The following is a 19,324-nucleotide window of genomic DNA, read 5'->3' on the forward strand; positions in this document are numbered from 1 at the left end:
TGCCTTGAACACCCCCCTGCCGAAAGACTTTCTCTGGGGCGCGGCGACGGCCGCGTACCAGATCGAGGGCGCGGTCGACGTCGACGGACGCCTCCCCTCCATCTGGGACGACTTCTGCCGCGTCCCCGGCGCCATCGACAACGGCGACGACGGCGACGTGGTCTGCGACCACTACCGCCGCTGGCCCGAAGACCTAGCGATCATGAAGTCGCTGGGCCTGGACGCCTACCGCTTCTCCGTCGCCTGGCCGCGCGTGATCCCGACCGGACGCGGCGAGATCAACCCGCTCGGCATCGACTTCTACGACCGCCTGGTCGACGCGGTGCTCGAGGCCGGGATCCGGCCGTTCGTGACGCTCTACCACTGGGACCTGCCCTCGGCCCTCCAGGACCGGGGCGGCTGGCCCGCCCGCGACACCGCCTACGCCTTCGCCGAGTACGCGGCCGTCGTCGCGGCCAGGCTCGGTGACCGGGTCGCCGACTGGAACACCCTCAACGAGCCGCTGTGCTCGGGCTGGATCGGCCACCTCGAGGGCCGGTTCGCGCCGGGGGTCAAGGACCTCAAGCAGGCCGTGGACGCCTCGCACCACCTGCTGCTCGCCCACGGGCTCGGCGTCCAGGCGATTCGCGCCAACGCCGAACTGCCCGCGAACATCGGGCTGGTCACCAACCTCAGCGGCATCGAGGCCGCCTCGGACCGCGACGAGGACGTCCAGGCGGCCCGGCGGATGGACGGTCACGTCAACCGGTGGTGGCTCGACCCGTCCAACGGGCGCGGCTACCCCGCCGACATGGTCGAGGTCTACGGGGTCGAGCCCCCCGTGATCGGGAACGACCTCGAAGTCATCTCGGCCCCGTGCGATTACCACGGCCTGAACTACTACTTCCGCCAGATCATCGAGAACGACCCGGCGGGCCCCGCGCCCTTCGCCCGGCAGGTGCCGGTGGAGGGCGCGGCCACCACCGCGATGGGCTGGGAGATCTACGGCCAGGGCCTCGCCGACCTGATCCACCGGCTCACCGACGACTACGGCGCCCAGGCGATCTACATCACCGAGAGCGGGGCGGCCTTCGACGACAAGGTCGCCGAGGACGGGTCCGTCCAGGACCTCGACCGCATCGCCTATCTGGAGGAGCACCTCTCGGCGGTCGCGGGGGCGGTCGAGGACGGCGCCCCGGTCAAGGGCTACTTCGCCTGGTCGCTGCTCGACAACTTCGAGTGGGCCAACGGCCTCGACAAGCGGTTCGGGCTCGTCCGGGTCGACTACGAGACCCAGGCCCGCACGATCAAGGCGAGCGGGCACCGCTACGCCGACATCATCGCCGAGCACAGGAGCCGCGCCTGATCCTTCCGGTTCTTTCGCTTCACCCACCCCCCATTACTCCATTGATGGAGCGAAAAGCATGAGAGTCACATCGCTGGGGATCGCGCTCGCCACCACGGCGGCGCTGGTCACCATCCCCTCCCAGCTGCCCGCCGCGGCGGCCGAGACCCTGCTGTCGCAGGGCAAGGCCGCCTCGGCGTCCAGCATCGAGAACGGCGGCACGACCGCCGCCCTCGCCGTGGACGGCAACCTGACCGGCACCCGCTGGTCGTCGGCCGCGTCCGACCCGCAGTGGTTCCAGGTCGACCTCGGGGCCTCGGCCGCGATCAGCAAGGTCGTCCTCACCTGGGAGGCCGCCTACGGTAAGGACTACAAGATCCAGGTCTCCGACAACGGGACCTCCTGGACCGACCTGAAGACCGTCACCGGCGGCGACGGCGGCTCCGACAGCCTCGACGTAGCCGGTAACGGCCGCTACGTCAGGATGTCGGGCACCGCCCGGGGCACCGGGTACGGCTACTCGCTCTGGGAGTTCCAGGTCTACGGTGGCGGCGACGTCCCGCCCGCCACCTGCGACTCCGCCAACGCCGCCCAGGGCAGGCCCGCCTCGGCGTCCAGCATCGAGAACGGCGGAACGCCCGCCGCGGGCGCCTTCGACGGCGACCCCGGCACCCGCTGGTCCAGCGCGCACAGCGACCCGCAGTGGGTCCAGGTCGACCTCGGGTCCGCGAAGGACATCTGCAAGGTCGACCTGAACTGGGAGGGCGCCTACGGCAAGGACTTCAAGATCCAGGCCTCGGCCGACGGGAACTCCTGGACCGACCTCAAGACCGTCACCGGGGGCACCGGCGGTCAGGCGTCCTACGACGTCGCGGGGTCGGGCCGGTACGTGCGCGTCCACGGCACGGCCCGCGGCACCGGCTGGGGCTACTCGCTGTGGGAGGTGGCCGTGCACACCGGTGGTGGAACCACACAGCCGCCGATCCAGGGCGGGGGAGACCTCGGCCCGAACGTCATCGTGGTGGACCCCTCCACCCCGAACCTCCAGGCCAAGTTCGACCAGGTCTTCGCCCAGCAGGAGCGGGCGCAGTTCGGTCCCGGCCGCTACCAGTTCCTGATGAAGCCCGGCACCTACAACGGCATCAACGCCCAGGTCGGTTTCTACACCTCGATCTCCGGTCTCGGCCTCAACCCCGACGACACCACGATCAACGGTGACATCACCGTCGACGCGGGCTGGTTCAACGGCAACGCCACCCAGAACTTCTGGCGCTCCGCCGAGAACCTCGCGCTCAACCCGGTCAGCGGCACCGACCGGTGGGCCGTCGCCCAGGCCGCCCCGTTCCGCCGCATCCACGTCAAGGGCGGGCTGAACCTCGCGCCGGCGTCCTACGGCTGGGCCTCGGGCGGCTACATCGCCGACAGCAAGATCGACGGCACCGTCGGCAACTACTCCCAGCAGCAGTGGTACACCCGGGAGAGCTCGATCGGCGGCTGGTCCAACGGCGTCTGGAACCAGGTGTTCTCCGGTGTCCAGGGAGCGCCCGCGACCAACTTCCAGGGCGGTCCGAACGACGCCTACACCACCCTCGAGAACACCCCGATCTCGCGGGAGAAGCCGTTCCTGTACCTGGACGGCAACGCCTACAAGGTGTGGGTGCCCGCCAAGCGCACCAACGCGCGCAACGTGAGCTGGCCGGCCAACGCGGGCGGCAGCTCGATCCCCCTCGAGCAGTTCTACGTGGTCAAGGCCGGAGCCACGGCCGCGACGATCAACGCCGCGCTCGCCCAGGGGCTCAACCTCCTGTTCACGCCCGGCGTCTACCACCTGAACGAGACGATCAACGTGAACCGGGCCGACACCGTGGTGCTCGGTCTCGGCCTGGCGACGATCATCCCGGACAACGGCGTCGACGCCATGCACGTCGCGGACGTCGACGGCGTGAAGCTCGCGGGCTTCCTCATCGACGCCGGCGCCCAGAAGTCGGACACCCTCCTGCAGATCGGCCCGGGCGGCTCCTCGGCCGACCACAGCGGCAACCCCACGAGCATGCAGGACGTCTTCGTGCGGATCGGCGGTGCGGGCCCCGGCCTGGCCACCAATTCCGTCGTGGTCAACAGCGACGACGCGATCATCGACCACACCTGGCTCTGGCGGGCCGACCACGGCGACGCCGGGGTGGGCTGGGAGACCAACCGCGCCGACTACGGCCTCGTGGTCAACGGTGACGACGTGCTGGCCACCGGCCTGTTCGTCGAGCACTACAACAAGTACAACGTCGTCTGGAACGGAGAGCGCGGACGGACGATCTTCTTCCAGAACGAGATCGCCTACGACGTGCCCAACGCCGCCGCCATCACCCATGACGGCATCGTCGGCTACGCCGCCTACAAGGTGGCCGACTCCGTGAACACCCACGAGGCGTGGGGTCTCGGCTCGTACTGCAACTTCACCGCGGATCCCTCGATCGTGCAGGCGCACGGCTTCCAGGTCCCGGTGAAGACCGGGATCAAGCTGCACGACTTCCTCGTGATCTCGCTCGGCGGGATGGGCCAGTACGCCCATGTCGTCAACAGCACGGGCGCACCGACGTCGGGTACCTCCACGATCCCGTCGAAGATCGTCCAGTTCCCCTAGTCCGCCATCCCACCCCCCACAGGGGCCGCCGTCTCCCACCGGAGGCGGCGGTCCCGCCTCGGCGTGCCCAGGAGCACCAGTGAAGGCAAGAACCCTGGGGACCGCGATCGCGGTCGCCTCCTCCCTTTTCGTCCTTCCCACCGCCGCGCACGCGGCCGAGCATCTGCTGTCGCAGGGGCGTCCGGTGACGGCCTCCTCCAGCCAGCCGGGGCCGTTCTCCGCGGCGCAGGCCGTGGACGGCGACCCCGCGACGCGCTGGGCCAGCGACTGGAGCGACGCCCAGTGGCTCCAGGTCGACCTCGGCTCCACGTCGAAGGTCCGCCGGATCGTCCTGAGCTGGGAGGCCGCCTACGCCTCCGGCTACAAGATCCAGATCTCCTCCGACGCGCTCACCTGGACCGACCTGGCCACCGTCGCGGACGGCGACGGCGGCAGCGACTCCCTCGAGGTCTCCGGATCCGGCCGCTACGTCCGCCTCCTCGGCCAGGCCCGTGCGACGCCCTACGGCTACTCGCTGTTCGAGTTCCAGGTCCTCGGCAAGGCCTCCGGCGACGCGGGACCGGTCGGCGGCGGCGATCTCGGCCCGAACGTCCTGGTCTTCGATCCCTCGATGCCGGCGGCGGACGTCCAGGCCAGGCTCGACGCCGTCTTCACCGCCCAGGAGTCCGCCCAGTTCGGCGAGGGCCGCTACGCCGCGCTGTTCCGGCCGGGCAGCTACGACGTGGACGCGAAGGTCGGCTTCTACACCTCGGTCCACGGGCTCGGGAAGTCGCCCGACGACGTGACGCTCAAGGGTGTCAGCGTCGACGCGCAGTGGTTCGGCGGCAACGCCACCCAGAACTTCTGGCGCTCCACCGAGAACCTGTCGGTGGCCCCGCCGTCCGGCACGAACCGGTGGGCCGTCGCCCAGGCCGCGCCGTTCCGCCGCATGCACATCAAGGGCGGCCTCAACCTGGCGCCGTCCTCCTACGGCTGGGCCTCGGGCGGCTACATCGCCGACAGCAAGGTCGACGGCCTGGTCGGCACCTACTCTCAGCAGCAGTGGTACACCCGCGACAGCTCCATCGGCTCCATGTCGAACGCGGTCTGGAACATGGTGTTCTCCGGCGTCCAGGGCGCGCCCGCGCAGTCCTTCCCCGACCCGCCGTACACGACCCTCGACACGACGCCCGTCTCCCGCGAGAAGCCCTACCTCTACGCCGAGGCGGACGGGTCGCTGCGGGTGTTCGTCCCGGCCAAGCGGAGGCTGGCGCGCGGGACGAGCTGGGGGAACGGTCCCGAGGCCGGTGGCTCACTGTCCCTCGACAGGTTCTTCGTCGCCCGTCCGGGGGTCTCGGCCGCGACGATCAACGCCGCGCTCGCCAAGGGCCTGCACCTGCTGTTCACGCCCGGCATCTACCACCTGGACTCCACGATCCAGGTGAACGACCCCGACACGGTCGTGCTGGGCCTCGGCCTCGCCACGCTCGTGCCGGACGGCGGCGTGACCGCCATGAAGGTCGCCGACGTCGACGGGGTGAAGCTCGCGGGCTTCCTCATCGACGCGGGCACCACGAACTCGCCGGCGCTCCTGGAGATCGGCCCTCCGGGAGCGTCGGCGGACCACTCCGACGACCCGATCTCGATGCAGGACGTCTTCGTCCGCATCGGCGGCCAGTTCGCCGGCAAGGCCACCACCAGCGTGGTCGTCAACAGCGATGACACGATCATCGACCACACCTGGATCTGGCGGGCCGACCACGGCGACGGCGTCGGCTGGGAGACCAACCGGGCCGACTACGGCCTCGTGGTCAACGGCGACGACGTGCTGGCCACCGGCCTGTTCGTCGAGCACTTCAACCGGTACGACGTCACCTGGAACGGCGAGCGCGGGCGGACGATCTTCTTCCAGAACGAGAAGTCCTACGACGCGCCGGACCAGGCGTCGATCCAGAACGGCTCCGTCCGCGGCTACGCGGCCTACAAGGTCGCCGACACCGTCCGGGCCCACGAGGCCTGGGGGCTGGGCTCCTACTGCTACTTCAACGTCGACCCGTCGATCGTCCAGGACAGGGGCTTCGAGGTGCCGGTGACCCCGGGCGTCAGGCTGCACGACGTGCTGGTGATCTCGCTGGGCGGCAACGGGCAGTTCGCCCATGTCGTCAACGACACCGGGGCGCCCACCCAGGGCACCTCGACCGTGCCGTCCCAGGTGGTCGGCTTCCCGTGATCACCGCGACGATCCGGGTTCCCCGGGGGAACCCGGATCGTCGCGCCAGGGAGTGGATTCCGTGGAGCATCTTGGCCACGTAGACCCGTTCGGGGTCGAGTCCGTGCAGGGCGGAGAAGCGGGCGGCGAACGCCTCGAGGCCGGGTGTGCTCCGGGCGTACCCGCCGGCGTGGTGGTCGTGATCGATGCTCCAGTTCGCGGTGACGGCGCCGAGCGCCTCCCGTTGCAGCCGCTCCACCTCACCTTCCAGGTACCCGGCCGCCCCCTTCAGCGCGGAGAACCCCAGGGCCCGCTGCCCGGGCCGTAGCCCCGCGGCGAGCCCGGCCAGGGTGCCGCCCGTCCCGACGGGGCAGCACAGCACGTCGAAGGGCAGATCGATCTCCTCGGCGAGTTCCACGCAGCCGCGGACGCCGAGCGCGTTGCTGCCGCCCTCGGGCACCAGGTAGAACTCCCCGTACTCCTCCCGCAGCCGCGCGGCGACCTCGGGATCGCCCTTGTGGCGGTAGGCGGCGCGGTCGAGGTAGCCCAGGCACATGCCCCAGGCCGCCGCCCGTTCCAGTGACGGGTTGAGCGGCAGACGCTCCTCTCCGCGCACGATCCCGATCGTCCGGAACCCGAAGTGGTGCCCGGCGGCGGCGACGGCCCGCAGATGGTTGGAGTAGGCGCCGCCGAAGGTCAGCAGCGCCCGGTGCCCGCGAGCGGCCTCCAGGTTGTACTTGAGCTTGCGCCACTTGTTCCCCGGCAGATCGGGGTGGACCAGGTCGTCCCGCTTCAGCCAGACCCTGACCCCCGCGGCGGCGAGCACCGGATCCACCACCTCGACGACGGGCGACACCCCCACCGCGAACTCCATGTCCCCACTCTAGTGCCCTTGCAAAAATAGAACGAACGATCGTACTTTTTGTTCATGACGATTTCGACCGTGCCCAGGACCGAAGAGACCGATCCGTTCTGCCTGCCTCCCGCCGAGGCCGCCGCGCTGCTGGCGGGGGCGCCCTGGCGGCGGTTCGCCGTGATCGGGGACAGCCTGTCCAAGGGCACCGGCGATCCGAGCCCCGGCTACGCCTCCCTGGGCTGGCCCGACCGGGTCGCCGACGTCCTGCGCCGGATCCGTCCCGATCTCGCCTGCCTGAACGTCGCCGAGGTCGGAGCGACCACGTCCAGGACGCTGAAGACCCAGCTCGGCCGGATGACCGCCTTCGCCCCCGACCTGGTCCACCTGCCATCGGGGGCCAACGACCTGTTCCGGCCCGAGCCCGACTTCACGGTGATCGAGAAGGCCCTCGGCGCCGTCCACGAGGCCGCGGCGGCCACCGGCGCGACGCTGACGGTCTTCACCCTGGGCCGCGCCTTCGTCGTGCCGGGCTTCCCCGACTGGGACCAGCGGGTGCGCACCGTCAACGCGATCACCCGGAGGCTGGCCTCGGACCACGGGGCCGTCCTCGTGGACATGTGGGACCACCCGGTCAACGACCGTCCGGACCTGGTCGGGCCCGACGGGATCCACTTCTCCGCCTCCGGTCAGGCCGTCCTGGCGGCCGAGATCATCAGGGGGCTCATGGTCAGGGTTTGACCAGACCGGTCAGGAATCGAGAAGCGGCCGCCGCGGGGCCGCAGCTAGCGTGACCGATATGGGAAATCAGGGAATCAAGACCGTTCTGCACCCCGTCTCCGACCTGGCCGCGGCCAAGGCCGTGTACTCGGCCCTGCTCGGAACGGAGCCGCAGGTCGACGGCGACTACTACGTCGGATACGAGGTCGGGGGACAGCACATCGGCCTCGTGCCGAACGGCGGTCCGCAGAAGATGTCCGGTCCGGTCGCCTACTGGCACGTCCCGGACATCGAGGCGAGACTGGCCGAGGTGACCGCGGCGGGCGGCACCGTCCAGGAGGCCGCGCACGACGTCGGCGGCGGGCGCCTGGTGGCCACCTTCACCGACCCCGACGGCAATGTGCTCGGCCTGCTCCAGGACAAGTGATCACACTAGGTTGGGGACATGATGGGATCACCTGAGAGCACCGGCGCGCCGCACGCCGCTGACAGCCATGACCTGATCCGCGTGCACGGTGCGCGGGTGAACAACCTGAAGGACGTCAGCGTCGAGCTGCCCAAGCGCCGGCTGACGGTGTTCACCGGCGTCTCCGGCTCGGGCAAGAGCTCCCTCGTGTTCGGCACGATCGCCGCTGAGTCGCAGCGGCTGATCAACGAGACGTACAGCACCTTCGTGCAGGGCTTCATGCCCACGCTGGCCCGGCCCGAGGTGGACGTCCTCGAGGGCCTGACGAACGCGATCATCGTCGACCAGCAGCGCATGGGCGGCGACGTCCGCTCGACGGTCGGCACCGCCACCGACGCCACGGCGATGCTGCGGATCCTGTTCAGCCGGCTGGGCGATCCCCACATCGGCTCGCCCAGCGCGTTCTCCTTCAACGTCGCGTCGGTCTCGGCGAGCGGCGCTTTCCGGGTCGAGCGCGGGGCCGACACCAAGACCGTCAAGCGGAGCTTCAACCGCGTCGGCGGGATGTGCCCCCGGTGCGAGGGCCGTGGCTCGGTCACCGACTTCGACCTGACGGAGATGTACGACGAGGGCAAGTCGCTGAACGAGGGCGCGCTCACGATCCCCGGCTACAGCATGGACGGCTGGTTCGGCCGCATCTTCCGCGGCTGCGGCTTCTTCGACCCGGACAAGCCCATCAGCAAGTTCACGAAGAAGGAGCTCCACGACCTGCTGCACAAGGAGCCCACCAAGATCAAGGTCGACGGGATCAACCTGACCTACGAGGGCCTGATCCCGAAGATCCAGAAGTCGATGCTCGCCAAGGACGTCGACGCGCTCCAGCCGCACATCCGGGCGTTCGTGGAGCGCGTGGTGACCTTCACGGTCTGCCCCGAGTGCGACGGCACCCGCCTCGCCGCCGAGGCCCGCTCCTCGAAGATCGCGGGAATCAACATCGCCGACGCGTGCGCGATGCAGATCAGCGACCTCGCCGACTGGGTGCGCGGGCTCGACGAGCCGTCGGTGGCGCCGCTGCTGGCCTCGCTCGGCGGGACCCTCGACTCGTTCGTGGAGATCGGGCTCGGCTACCTCAGCCTCGACCGCCCGTCCGGGACGCTCTCGGGCGGCGAGGCCCAGCGCACCAAGATGATCCGGCACCTCGGATCGTCGCTGACCGACGTCACCTACGTCTTCGACGAGCCCACGACCGGCCTGCACCCGCACGACATCCAGCGGATGAACGACCTGCTGCTGCGGCTGCGGGACAAGGGCAACACGGTGCTCGTCGTGGAGCACAAGCCGGAGACGATCACGATCGCCGACCATGTCGTCGACCTCGGTCCCGGCGCGGGCACCGGCGGCGGTTCGGTCTGCTTCGAGGGCACCGTCGAGGGGCTGCGGGCCAGCGACACCATCACCGGACGCCACTTCGACGACCGGGCGGCGATCAAGGACGCCGTGCGGCGGCCCAGGGGCCGGATGGAGATCCGCGGCGCGTCGGCGCACAACCTCCAGGACGTGGACGTCGACGTCCCGCTCGGGGTGCTCGTGGTCGTCACGGGGGTCGCGGGCTCGGGCAAGAGCTCGCTCGTGCACGGCTCGATCCCGGCGGGGGCGGGCGTGGTCTCGATCGACCAGGCCCCGATCCGCGGTTCGCGCCGGAGCAACCCCGCCACCTACACCGGGCTGCTGGAGCCGATCCGCAAGGCGTTCGCCAAGGCCAACGGGGTGAAGCCCGCGCTGTTCAGCGCCAACTCCGAGGGCGCCTGCCCCGCCTGCAACGGCGCCGGCGTCATCTACACCGACCTCGCGGTCATGGCGGGGGTGGCCACGACCTGCGAGGAATGCGAGGGGAAGCGGTTCCAGGCGGCCGTGCTCGACTACCGCTTCGGCGGCCGCGACATCGCCGAGGTCCTGGCGATGCCCGTGGCGGAGGCGGTGGAGTTCTTCGCCGACGGTGAGGCCAAGCTCCCGGCCGCGCACACGATCCTGCGCCGCCTGGCGGACGTCGGGCTGGGCTACCTCACCATCGGCCAGCCGCTCACCACGCTGTCGGGCGGTGAGCGCCAGCGCCTGAAGCTCGCGACCCACATGGGGGAGAAGGGCGGGATCTACGTCCTCGACGAGCCGACCGCGGGCCTCCACCTGGCCGACGTGGAGCAGCTCCTCGGCCTCCTGGACCGGCTCGTCGACGCCGGCAAGTCCGTGATCGTCGTCGAGCACCACCAGGCCGTCATGGCCCACGCCGACTGGATCATCGACCTCGGTCCCGGCGCAGGCCACAACGGCGGCCGGATCGTCTTCGAGGGCACCCCGGCCGATCTCGTCACCGCCCGTTCCACCCTGACGGGCGAGCACCTCGCCGACTACGTGGGAGCCTGACCGCCGCGGTCCCCCTCTTACCCGTCCGCCCCAGCAGCCCGCCGGCCCCGCCGGCGGGCTGTTCTCATGAGTTCGTGCAGGTTAACGGCGTGTGTCCGGATTGTTATCCGAGACAACAAATAACCCCCTTGCCCGGGTTGTGCGGCAGGTCACTGTCGCATAAGTTGCTCGAAACAACATTCAAGCCGGACGCGGAACCGTAACCCGGGAGCCGTCCGGCGCAGCGCTGACCCACCCCGTTATCCCCCTCGCCGCTCCCCATCAGCGGCAAGTCCCCCAGGAAAGGACCCACGCATCATGCGCAAGGGGATCCTCGGCCTCACCGCGGCCACCGCCCTCCTCCTCACCTCCGTCGCCGCCTGTGGCGACGACAGCGGAGACAAGAAGTCCGGCGACGGCGGCGCCAAGGCGACCGACAAGATCGGCGTCATCCTTCCCGACAGCAAGAGCTCGGACCGCTGGGAGACCCAGGACCGTCCGGCGCTGGCGAAGGCCTTCGACGCCGCCGGTGTCAAGTACGACATCCAGAACGCCCAGGGCGACAAGAACGCCTTCCAGACCATCGCCGACCAGATGCTGACCTCCGGCGTCAAGGTCCTGCTGATCGTCAACCTCGACTCCGGCACGGGCAAGGCCGTCATCGACAAGGCCACCGCCGCGGGCGTCCCGGTCATCGACTACGACCGTCCCACCCTCGGTGGCGGCGCGAAGTACTACGTGTCCTACGACAACGTGAAGGTCGGCAAGCTCCAGGGCGAGGGCCTCGTCAAGTGCCTGACCGACAAGGGCGTCAAGAAGCCGATCGTGGCCGAGCTCAACGGCTCCCCGACCGACAACAACGCCACCCTGTTCAAGGAGGGCTACGACAGCGTCCTCAAGCCCAAGTACGACTCGGGTGAGTTCGTCAAGGGCCCGGACCAGTCGGTCCCGGACTGGGACAACGCCAAGGGCGGCACGATCTTCGAGCAGATGCTGACCAGCACCCCGAAGATCGCCGGCGTGCTCGCGGCCAACGACGGCCTGGGCGGCGCCGCGCTGGCCATCCTGAAGAAGCAGAAGCTGAACGGCACCGTGCCGGTCACCGGCCAGGACGCCACCGTCCCCGGTCTGCAGAGCATCCTCACGGGTGACCAGTGCATGACGGTCTTCAAGGACTCCGTCGCCGAGGGCACCGCCGCGGCCAACCTCGCCGTCTCGCTCCTCAAGGGCGAGCAGGGCAAGACCAACGCCACCTTCACCGACCCGACCAACAAGGCCCAGATCCCGGCCCAGCTGCTCGACCCGGTCGCGATCTACAAGGAGAACGTGAAGGACGTCATCACCGCGGGCGCCGTCACCAAGGACAAGGTCTGCACCCCCGAGCTGGCCAAGGCCTGCACGGACGCCGGCATCCAGTAGTAAGTTCCACCGGCTTGCGCCCCGGCCGCCCTCCCCGGCGGCCGGGGCCGCCCCCTGAGGAGACCCCAAACCCATGACCGCGTCCGAAACGCCGGCCACCCCGGTGATCGAGCTGCGCGGGATCGACAAGAGCTTCGGTCCCGTCCAGGTCCTGCACGACGTCGCCTTCTCCGCCTACCCGGGCGAGGTGACCGCCCTCGTCGGAGACAACGGCGCCGGTAAGTCCACCCTCGTCAAGTGCATGGGCGGCATCCACCCGATCGACAGCGGTGAGCTCCTGTTCGAGGGCGCGCCGGTCAACGTGCACAGCCCGCGGGACGCGGCAGCGCTCGGCATCGAGATCGTGTACCAGGATCTTGCGCTCTGCGACAACCTGGACATCGTCCAGAACATGTTCCTCGGCCGCGAGAAGAAGTCCGGGATCATCCTGGACGAGTTCTCGATGGAGGAACTGGCCGCCAAGACCCTCGCCGGTCTGTCGGTCCGCACCGTGAAGTCGGTGCGCCAGCAGGTGTCGTCCCTGTCCGGCGGTCAGCGCCAGACGGTCGCCATCGCCAAGGCCGTGCTGTGGAACAGCAAGGTCGTCATCCTCGACGAGCCGACCGCGGCGCTGGGTGTCGCGCAGACCCAGCAGGTGCTCGAGCTCGTCCGGCGGCTCGCCGACAGGGGACTGTCGGTCGTCCTGATCTCGCACAACATGAACGACGTTTTCGCGGTGTCCGACCGGATCGCCGCCCTCTACCTCGGGCGCATGGCCGCCCAGGTCAAGACCTCCGACGTCACGCACGCGCAGGTCGTCGAACTGATCACCGCGGGCCGCAGCGGGGACCTCGGCCTCGTCGGCACGAACGGGAACGGAGCCAAGGCATGAGCGCCGTAGCATCGAAGGCGCCCGTGGAGAAGAAGTCCACCGGTTCGCCCCTGGCCGGCATGGCCAACGACTACATCGGCAAGCTCCGCGCCGGTGACATGGGCGCGCTGCCCGCCACCCTGGCGCTGGTCGCCCTCTGCGTCGGCTTCTGGATCGCGCAGCCGGTCTTCATGTCCGAGCGCAACTTCGCGAACCTGTTCACCCAGGGCGCCGCGGGCGCGGTCATCGCCATGGGCCTCATCTTCGTGCTGCTGCTCGGAGAGATCGACCTGTCCGCGGGCTTCGCCAGCGGTGTGAGCGCCGGTGTGCTCGCGGTCGTGATGACCAACCACGGCTGGCCCTGGTACGCCGCCATCGCCGTCGCGATCGTCACCGGCCTGTTCATCGGCCTGTGCATCGGCACGATCGTGGTCAAGCTCGGGATCCCCTCCTTCGTCGTGACGCTCGCCGCGTTCATGGCCCTCCAGGGCGTCGCCCTGAAGATCATGAACAACGGCACCATCATCAGCGTCAAGGACAAGACGGTCCTCGGGATCGCGAACAAGAACGTGCCGCCGGCCGTCGGCTGGGTGCTGTTCGCGGTGCTCGTCGCCGGCTTCGCGTTCATCGAGATCCGCAAGGCCCGCACCCGCATCTCGCGCGGGCTCGCCAACCGCGGCATGACGGTCGCCTACGTGCGCATCATCGGCCTCGCGATCATCCTCGGCTTCGCGGTCTTCGTCCTCAACGGCGAGCGCAGCCAGAACCCGACCTTCGCCTCGCTCAAGGGCATGCCCTACGTCGTCCCGCTGATCGGCGTGCTGCTGATCGTCTGGACCTTCGTCCTCAACCGCACCACCTTCGGCCGCCACATCTACGCGGTCGGCGGCAACCAGGAGGCGGCCCGCCGCGCGGGCATCAACGTCGACAAGATCAAGGTTCTGGCCTTCGTCATCTGCTCGGCGATGGCGGCCATCGGCGGCATCATCGCGGCCTCCCGCGCCAACTCCGTCGACCCGAACACCGGCGGCAGCGACGTGCTGCTGAAGGCGGTCGGCGCCGCGGTCATCGGCGGCACCAGCCTCTTCGGCGGACGTGGCCGGATCATCGACGCGGTCCTCGGTGGCGCGGTCGTCGCGGTCATCGACAACGGCATGGGTCTTATGGGGTACAGCGCGGGCACCAAGGCGATTGTGACAGGATCTGTCCTGTTGCTGGCCGCGGGGGTGGACGCGCTCTCCCGCAAGCGCGCCCTACCCGGTCGTTAACCCCCCAGTAAGGAACTCCGCCCCCATGAGAGCCGCACCCTCCCCTGAGGAGATCCGTCGGCACAACCTGGGAACCCTCCTCCGTCACGTGCATCTGGGCGGGCCCGCGTCGCGCGCCACGCTGGCCGAGCGGATGGGCCTGAACCGCAGCACCATCATGGCGCTGACCTCGGACCTGACCGCCGCCGGGCTCGTGACGGAGGAGCTCCCCAAGGAGACCCGCAAGGCCGGGAGGCCCTCGCTGGTCGTCCGCCCCGAGTCGGCGCGCGTCTACGTGCTCGCCCTCGACGTGGGCGCCGACCGGCTCGCGGTCGCCAGGATCGGGCTCGGCGGCGTCATCCTCGACCGCAAGGACCTGCCGCGCCCGCGCGGCTCGTTCGAACCCGAGGACGTGCTGTCGCAGCTGTCCGCGCTGGCCCGCGGCCTGGTCCGCAAGGCACGCGCCGACACGATCTGCGTCGGGGTGGGAGTGGCGTTCTCGGGGATCATCCGGCAGGAGGACGGGGTCGTCAGGTACGGCCCGAACATCGGCTGGGTCGACGTCCCGTTCGGTGAGGAGCTCAGCCGCAGGCTGGGCCTCGGGGTCCAGGTCGCGGTCGGCAACGACGCGAACCTGGGCGCCCTCGCCGAGCGTGAGCGCGGCGCGGGCGTCGGCCTCGACGACCTCATCTACCTGCACGGGGACGTCGGCATCGGCGGCGGCATCATCATGGGCGGCCGGCTGCTCGGCGGCGAGGGCGGCTACGGCGGCGAGGTCGGCCACATGGTCGTCAACCCCGGCGGACGGCCCTGCGGCTGCGGCTCGCGCGGCTGCCTCGAGGCCGAGGGCGGCGAACGCGCCCTCATCGCGGCGTCGGGCCGCTCGCTGACGGACATGTCGGGGCGGGAGGCCGTCGAGGTGATCGTCGACGCGGCGGACCGCGGCGACTCCACCGCCCGCGACGCGCTCCACCAGGTCGGCGACTGGCTCGGCTACGGGGTCGCCAACCTGGTCAACATCTTCAACCCGTCGATGGTCATCTTCGGCGGCGTCCTGCGCGAGATCTACCTCGGCTCGGCCGCGCAGATCCGCAGCCGCCTCGCCCTGGACGGCCTCACCGCGGCCCGCGAGGGCGTCAAGCTCAGGACCTCCTCCCTCGGCGACGAGGCCACCTTGGTCGGCGCCGCCGAGCTCGCCTTCGGCGACGTCCTGTCGGATCCGCTCGAGACCCTCGCGAGAGTCAACGTCGGCTGACGGTCCCCGCGAGGGCCGGCGAGGCGCCCGAACGGCGGCATCGCCCCAGGTCGGCGCAAGAGTTCACAGAAAATGCATTGCCTGTGACGGCCGTGATCGGCACTCTTCTCTTAGGCCCCGGAGCGGGCTGGGATGAGGGGAGGTGTCGGATGGCGAGCGTTCTCGTACTCAACGCGTCGTATGAGCCTTTACAGCGCGTTTCCGTGCGGCACGCGATCCGGATGGTGGTCCGGGGCGTCGCCGTGATCGAGGAGGCGCTGGAGGACCGCACGTTCGGGGCTTTCCCCGAGCCGAAGGTGCTGCGGCTCGTCCGCTACGTGTCGATGAAGTGGCGCCACGCGCGCCGGCCCGGCTGGAGCAAGGCCGGGGTGTACCGCAGGGACCGGGGCAGGTGCGGTTACTGCGGGCGGTCCGGCGACTCGATCGACCACATCGTCCCGGTGTCCCGCGGGGGCGCCTCCAGCTGGGAGAACACCGTTCTTGCCTGCCGGAAGTGCAACCACAAGAAGGCCGACCATCTGCTCGCCGAGTGCGGCATGATCCTGCTGCTCGTCCCGAAGGCGCCGACCTGGGACCAGCTGATGAACTGAGAGGAAGGGGCCCCGCAGGGCCCCTTCCACGTCATTCGAACAGGTCGGGCTGCTCGCGGATGACCGCGTCGGCGATCGGCTGGTAGTTGAACCAGGCCACGAGGTCGTTGCCGAGCTGGGTCTGGGTGAGCACCGCGTTCTCGTGCTCGATCGGGACCGGGGTGCCCGCGGCCTTGGCCAGCAGCTGGACCTGGGCGCTGCGCTCCATCGTGATGAACCACCAGGCGGCCGCGTCGACGGAGTCGCCGACGGTCAGCAGGCCGTGGTTGCGCAGGATGACGGCCTTGGCCGAGCCGAGGGCCGCGGCGATGCGCTTGCCCTCCTCGAGGTCGGTGACGACACCGGTGTAGTCGTCGAACAGGCCGTGGTCCTGATAGAACGCGCAGGCGTCCTGGGTGATCGGCTCCAGCAGCTGCCCGAGCGCCGACAGGGCGCGACCGTGCGTGGAGTGCGAGTGCGCGGCGGCCACGACCTCCGGACGGGCCTGGTGGACCTGGGAGTGGATCGCGAACGCGGCCTCGTTGACCGGGAAGCGCCCCTCGACGACCTTGCCCTCGTGGTTGACGAGGATCAGGTCGCTGACCCGGACGTGCTTGAACGACATGCCGAACGGGTTCACCCAGAAGCAGTCGGTCCGCTCGGGGTCGCGGGCGGTGATGTGGCCCGCCACGCCCTCCTCGAAGCCGAACTTCCCGAACGTCCGCAGCGCGACGGCCAGCCGCTCCTTGCGGTGGCGGCGCTCGTCCTCGACGGAGGTGAAGACCGGCGGGAACCGGTACTCCAGATTCGAGGCGATCTTGTTCAGGAACTCCTCTTCCTGTGCCATCGCGTGTGCTCCTTGTCGTGCCGGGGTTCGTTGTCCTGGGGTGCCAACGGTTTCTTCCACTCAACCCTAAGCGTGCCGGTCATGCTAGGTCGGGACGGTCCAATACGGGCGGGTGTGGTTGTCTGAAGAGGACAAGGGAGGCGCCGGTGAGCGGTTTCGCGGACCTGCTGGGGTCGGGCACGTCCGATCCGGCGGTGATCGAGGCGACCGTCAGGGCCGCCCGGGCCAGGTCCCCGCTGGTCGCGGCGCTGCCCGAGGACGAGGTCAGACGGCACGTCCGGGCGATCATCGACGCGGCGATCGCGGCGCTGGACGCGGGCGTCCCGGAGGAGGCCGACCTGGAGGCGGCGGCGTCCCTGGGCGGCGACCGGGCCCGTCAGGGCGTCCCGGTCGCCGCCCTCCTCGACGGCTTCCAGGCGGGCCGCACCCTGATCGTCAGGACCCTGGTCGACCGGGGCAGGGCGGCCGGGCTGCCCGCCGACGAGCTGCTCGACGGCGTCACCAGGATCGACGCCATCGCCACCGCGCTGGAGCACCGGATGGTCCACGCGCACCGGATCGCCGAGCTCGACCTCGCCAGGACCGCCCGCGACACCGAGGTGCAGCGGCTGCGGCGGATCCTGCACGGCGAGGACCCCGCCGACCGGGCGCTGCACGTGATCGTCACCGATGTCAGCGATCCGGCCGAGGCCCAGGCGCTCGAGCAGGATCTGGGCGGGCTGTCGGGCCTGGTCGACGGCCGTCTCGTGGCCCTCACCCCGACGCTCCCCGGCGCGGCGGCCGCGGGCGGGGGCCCGCGCGGCGCCGTCTCCCCGCTGGTGGCCCCCGCGCGGATCCCGGTCATGTACGAGCTGTGCCGCCGGGCCCTCCAGACCGGAGAGCCGGGGCTGCGTCCCCTCACGGAGCTGGCCCTGGCCACCGCCATGGCCGCCGAACCCGCGCTCGGCGGGCTCCTGGCCGACGACCTGCTGGCCGGCCTCGACCCCGCCGACCCCTTCCACCGGGAGCTGGCCGAGACCGTCCTGGTCTACCTCGACCACGCGGGACGGATCGAGCCGGCCGCCGCCGCCCTCCACGTCCACCCGAACACCGTGAAGTACCGGATCCGCAGGTACCGGCAGCTCACCGGGGACCCCCTGGACCGGCTCGGCGTGGCCGCCACCGCCCACCGCTGGTGGGCGCTGCGGTCCTTCCTGAGAGGATGAGGACCATGAACGTTGGCGTGGTGATGTGGCCGATCGAGGAGTGGCCCGCGATGGGGGAGCGCTGGAGGCAGGCCGAGGAGTTCGGCTTCCACAGCGCCTGGATCTACGACCACACCGCATGGCGCGGCCACACCCCGTGGGACGACGCCTACGCCACCCTGCCCGCCGCCGCGGCCCTGACCAGCACGATCAGGCTCGGCACCCTGGTGACGACCCCGAACTTCCGGCATCCGGTCCCCACGGCCTCGGCGATCAAGACCATCGACCGGATCTCCGGCGGCCGGCTCACCCTCGGCATCGGGGCGGGCGGCAGCGCCCACACCTCCGACGGCGACATCCTCGGCGAGGAGTGGACGCCCCGGGAGCGCGCCGACCGGTTCGCCGAGTGGACGGGCCAGCTCGACGCCCTGCTCACCCGGTCGCCCGTCACGGTCGAGGGCGACCACTGGACGGCCCGCGAGGTGACCCTGGCGCCCGGCCTGGTCCAGCGGCGCCCGCCGTTCCTGATCGCGGGGGAGGGGCCGCGCGGGATGCGCCTGGCCGCCCGCCTCGGCCAGGGCTGGATCGCCAACCCCGACGTCCCCGACGGCCCGGCGCTGCCGGTGGTGCGGACCCAGCTCGCCAAGCTGGAGGCCGCCTGCGAGGCGGAGGGGCGCGACTTCGCCGATCTGTCGAAGCTGATGCTCACCGGCTTCTCCGGCGACGGCTGGCTGGCCTCCCGCGCCGCGTTCGAGGACCTCCACGGCCGGTACGCCGAGATCGGGATCACCGACCTCGTGATCCACTGGCCGCGTCCGGGCTCGGCGTGGGACGCCGACTTCGCGGTCTTCGAGCAGATCGCCGAGTTCGTTCAGAGCCGGTAGATCCGTCCCTCCTCGGCCCACTCGACCCGGGCCCGGTGGCCGTCCCGGCCCTCCTCGGCGGTGAGGACGAGGCGGCGCACCCCGGCCTCCAGCGCCGGGGGCGCGAGCCGCTCGGGGGCGAACATGAGATCGGCCGATTCCGCCCAGGCGGGGAAGGCTCCGGCGTGCGGGGCCCAGACCGCCGTCCTGGTGCCGGTCGTGATCCGGTAGCCGTAGGCGTGCCCGGCCAGCGGGAGCGGGGCGATCCGCAGCGCGCCGTGGTCGTAGGGCGAGACGACGGGCTCGGGCATGCCCGTGGTGTGGGCGAGGGCCCTGCGCCGCGGCTGCAGCGGGTCGAACGGGTCGCTCACCAGCCAGGCGTGGACGTTCTCCGGGGGCTCGGATCCGGGACCTCCGTCGAACCCGATCCGGACCTGCCCGTACTCCAGCAGGAGGCCCGCCGGGGCGTGGTCGGCCGAACCCGCAGTCCCGGCGCCCAGCAGGATCAGACGCGACACGCAATCATGAAAACCCCGCCGTCCAACCCGCGTCCATGCCCTT

At 70.5% G+C, this 19,324-nt stretch carries 16 protein-coding genes; 13 read left to right on the forward strand and 3 right to left on the reverse strand.

The genetic code is table 11. The annotated features are described in order from the left end of the window. The first annotated feature begins 4 nt into the window (after positions 1-4). From ABD785_RS11155 to ABD785_RS11165, 3 genes are all read left to right on the forward strand, one after another. Complete coding sequence (locus ABD785_RS11155; protein ID WP_344825781.1) at positions 5-1,345, forward strand: GH1 family beta-glucosidase; 1,341 nt, start codon at positions 5-7, stop codon at positions 1,343-1,345. A gap of 58 nt (positions 1,346-1,403) precedes the next feature. Further along, positions 1,404-3,962, forward strand: a complete 2,559-nt coding sequence (locus ABD785_RS11160; RefSeq protein WP_344825784.1) for a discoidin domain-containing protein — start codon at positions 1,404-1,406, stop codon at positions 3,960-3,962. Between the two features lie 79 nt (positions 3,963-4,041). Beyond that, positions 4,042-6,171 carry a discoidin domain-containing protein gene (locus ABD785_RS11165; RefSeq protein WP_344825787.1) on the forward strand — a complete coding sequence of 710 codons (2,130 nt, stop codon included), beginning with the start codon at positions 4,042-4,044 and terminating at the stop codon, positions 6,169-6,171. Here ABD785_RS11165 and ABD785_RS11170 read toward each other — a convergent pair. Continuing rightward, positions 6,104-7,024 (reverse strand): 1-aminocyclopropane-1-carboxylate deaminase/D-cysteine desulfhydrase, encoded by a 921-nt coding sequence (locus ABD785_RS11170; protein WP_344825790.1) that lies wholly within the window; start codon positions 7,022-7,024, stop codon positions 6,104-6,106. The genes ABD785_RS11165 and ABD785_RS11170 overlap by 68 nt on opposite strands. Positions 7,025-7,078: 54 nt before the next feature. Between ABD785_RS11170 and ABD785_RS11175 the strand changes: the two genes are divergently transcribed. The 8 genes from ABD785_RS11175 (at position 7,079) to ABD785_RS11210 (ending at position 15,890) form a co-directional block, all read left to right on the forward strand. Further along, positions 7,079-7,744, forward strand: coding sequence for an SGNH/GDSL hydrolase family protein (locus tag ABD785_RS11175; protein ID WP_344825793.1), 666 nt, complete (start codon positions 7,079-7,081; stop codon positions 7,742-7,744). A 58-nt stretch (positions 7,745-7,802) separates the two neighbouring features. Continuing rightward, the gene (locus tag ABD785_RS11180) at positions 7,803-8,150 is read left to right on the forward strand and encodes a VOC family protein (protein ID WP_344825795.1); all 348 of its coding nucleotides are present in this window, start codon (positions 7,803-7,805) and stop codon (positions 8,148-8,150) included. Positions 8,151-8,168: 18 nt separating this feature from the next. After that, entirely contained in the window at positions 8,169-10,550 is a 2,382-nt protein-coding gene (locus ABD785_RS11185) for an ATP-binding cassette domain-containing protein (protein WP_344825798.1), read from the forward strand. Between the two features lie 297 nt (positions 10,551-10,847). Further along, positions 10,848-11,948, forward strand: coding sequence for a sugar ABC transporter substrate-binding protein (locus tag ABD785_RS11190; protein WP_344825801.1), 1,101 nt, complete (start codon positions 10,848-10,850; stop codon positions 11,946-11,948). A 73-nt stretch (positions 11,949-12,021) separates the two neighbouring features. Beyond that, a complete protein-coding gene (locus ABD785_RS11195; protein ID WP_344825804.1) occupies positions 12,022-12,819 on the forward strand; it encodes an ATP-binding cassette domain-containing protein in 798 nt (265 codons plus the stop codon). Then, a complete protein-coding gene (locus tag ABD785_RS11200; RefSeq protein WP_344825807.1) occupies positions 12,816-14,066 on the forward strand; it encodes a sugar ABC transporter permease in 1,251 nt (416 codons plus the stop codon). Before ABD785_RS11195 ends, ABD785_RS11200 begins: the two co-directional genes overlap by 4 nt. 25 nt (positions 14,067-14,091) lie before the next feature. After that, positions 14,092-15,300 (forward strand): ROK family transcriptional regulator, encoded by a 1,209-nt coding sequence (locus ABD785_RS11205; RefSeq protein ID WP_344825810.1) that lies wholly within the window; start codon positions 14,092-14,094, stop codon positions 15,298-15,300. A gap of 203 nt (positions 15,301-15,503) precedes the next feature. Beyond that, positions 15,504-15,890 carry an HNH endonuclease gene (locus ABD785_RS11210; protein WP_344825813.1) on the forward strand — a complete coding sequence of 129 codons (387 nt, stop codon included), beginning with the start codon at positions 15,504-15,506 and terminating at the stop codon, positions 15,888-15,890. Between the two features lie 31 nt (positions 15,891-15,921). Here ABD785_RS11210 and ABD785_RS11215 read toward each other — a convergent pair whose 3' ends face one another. Further along, positions 15,922-16,716 (reverse strand): class II aldolase/adducin family protein, encoded by a 795-nt coding sequence (locus ABD785_RS11215; RefSeq protein WP_344825816.1) that lies wholly within the window; start codon positions 16,714-16,716, stop codon positions 15,922-15,924. A 146-nt stretch (positions 16,717-16,862) separates the two neighbouring features. Between ABD785_RS11215 and ABD785_RS11220 the strand changes: the two genes are divergently transcribed. Together ABD785_RS11220 and ABD785_RS11225 are read left to right on the forward strand one after the other, a co-directional pair. Continuing rightward, positions 16,863-17,921: a helix-turn-helix domain-containing protein gene (locus tag ABD785_RS11220; RefSeq protein ID WP_344825819.1), complete on the forward strand. Its 1,059-nt coding sequence runs from the start codon at positions 16,863-16,865 to the stop codon at positions 17,919-17,921. A 5-nt stretch (positions 17,922-17,926) separates the two neighbouring features. Then, positions 17,927-18,784, forward strand: a complete 858-nt coding sequence (locus ABD785_RS11225) for an LLM class flavin-dependent oxidoreductase (protein ID WP_344825821.1) — start codon at positions 17,927-17,929, stop codon at positions 18,782-18,784. On the opposite strand, the gene ABD785_RS11230 is transcribed toward ABD785_RS11225, so the two are convergent. Further along, entirely contained in the window at positions 18,772-19,281 is a 510-nt protein-coding gene (locus ABD785_RS11230) for a hypothetical protein (protein ID WP_344825824.1), read from the reverse strand. The two genes, ABD785_RS11225 and ABD785_RS11230, sit on opposite strands and share 13 nt — an antisense overlap. Between the last annotated feature and the right edge of the window lie 43 nt (positions 19,282-19,324).

It is taken from the genome of Actinocorallia longicatena, from assembly GCF_039534125.1.
Taxonomy (GTDB): domain Bacteria; phylum Actinomycetota; class Actinomycetes; order Streptosporangiales; family Streptosporangiaceae; genus Actinocorallia; species Actinocorallia longicatena.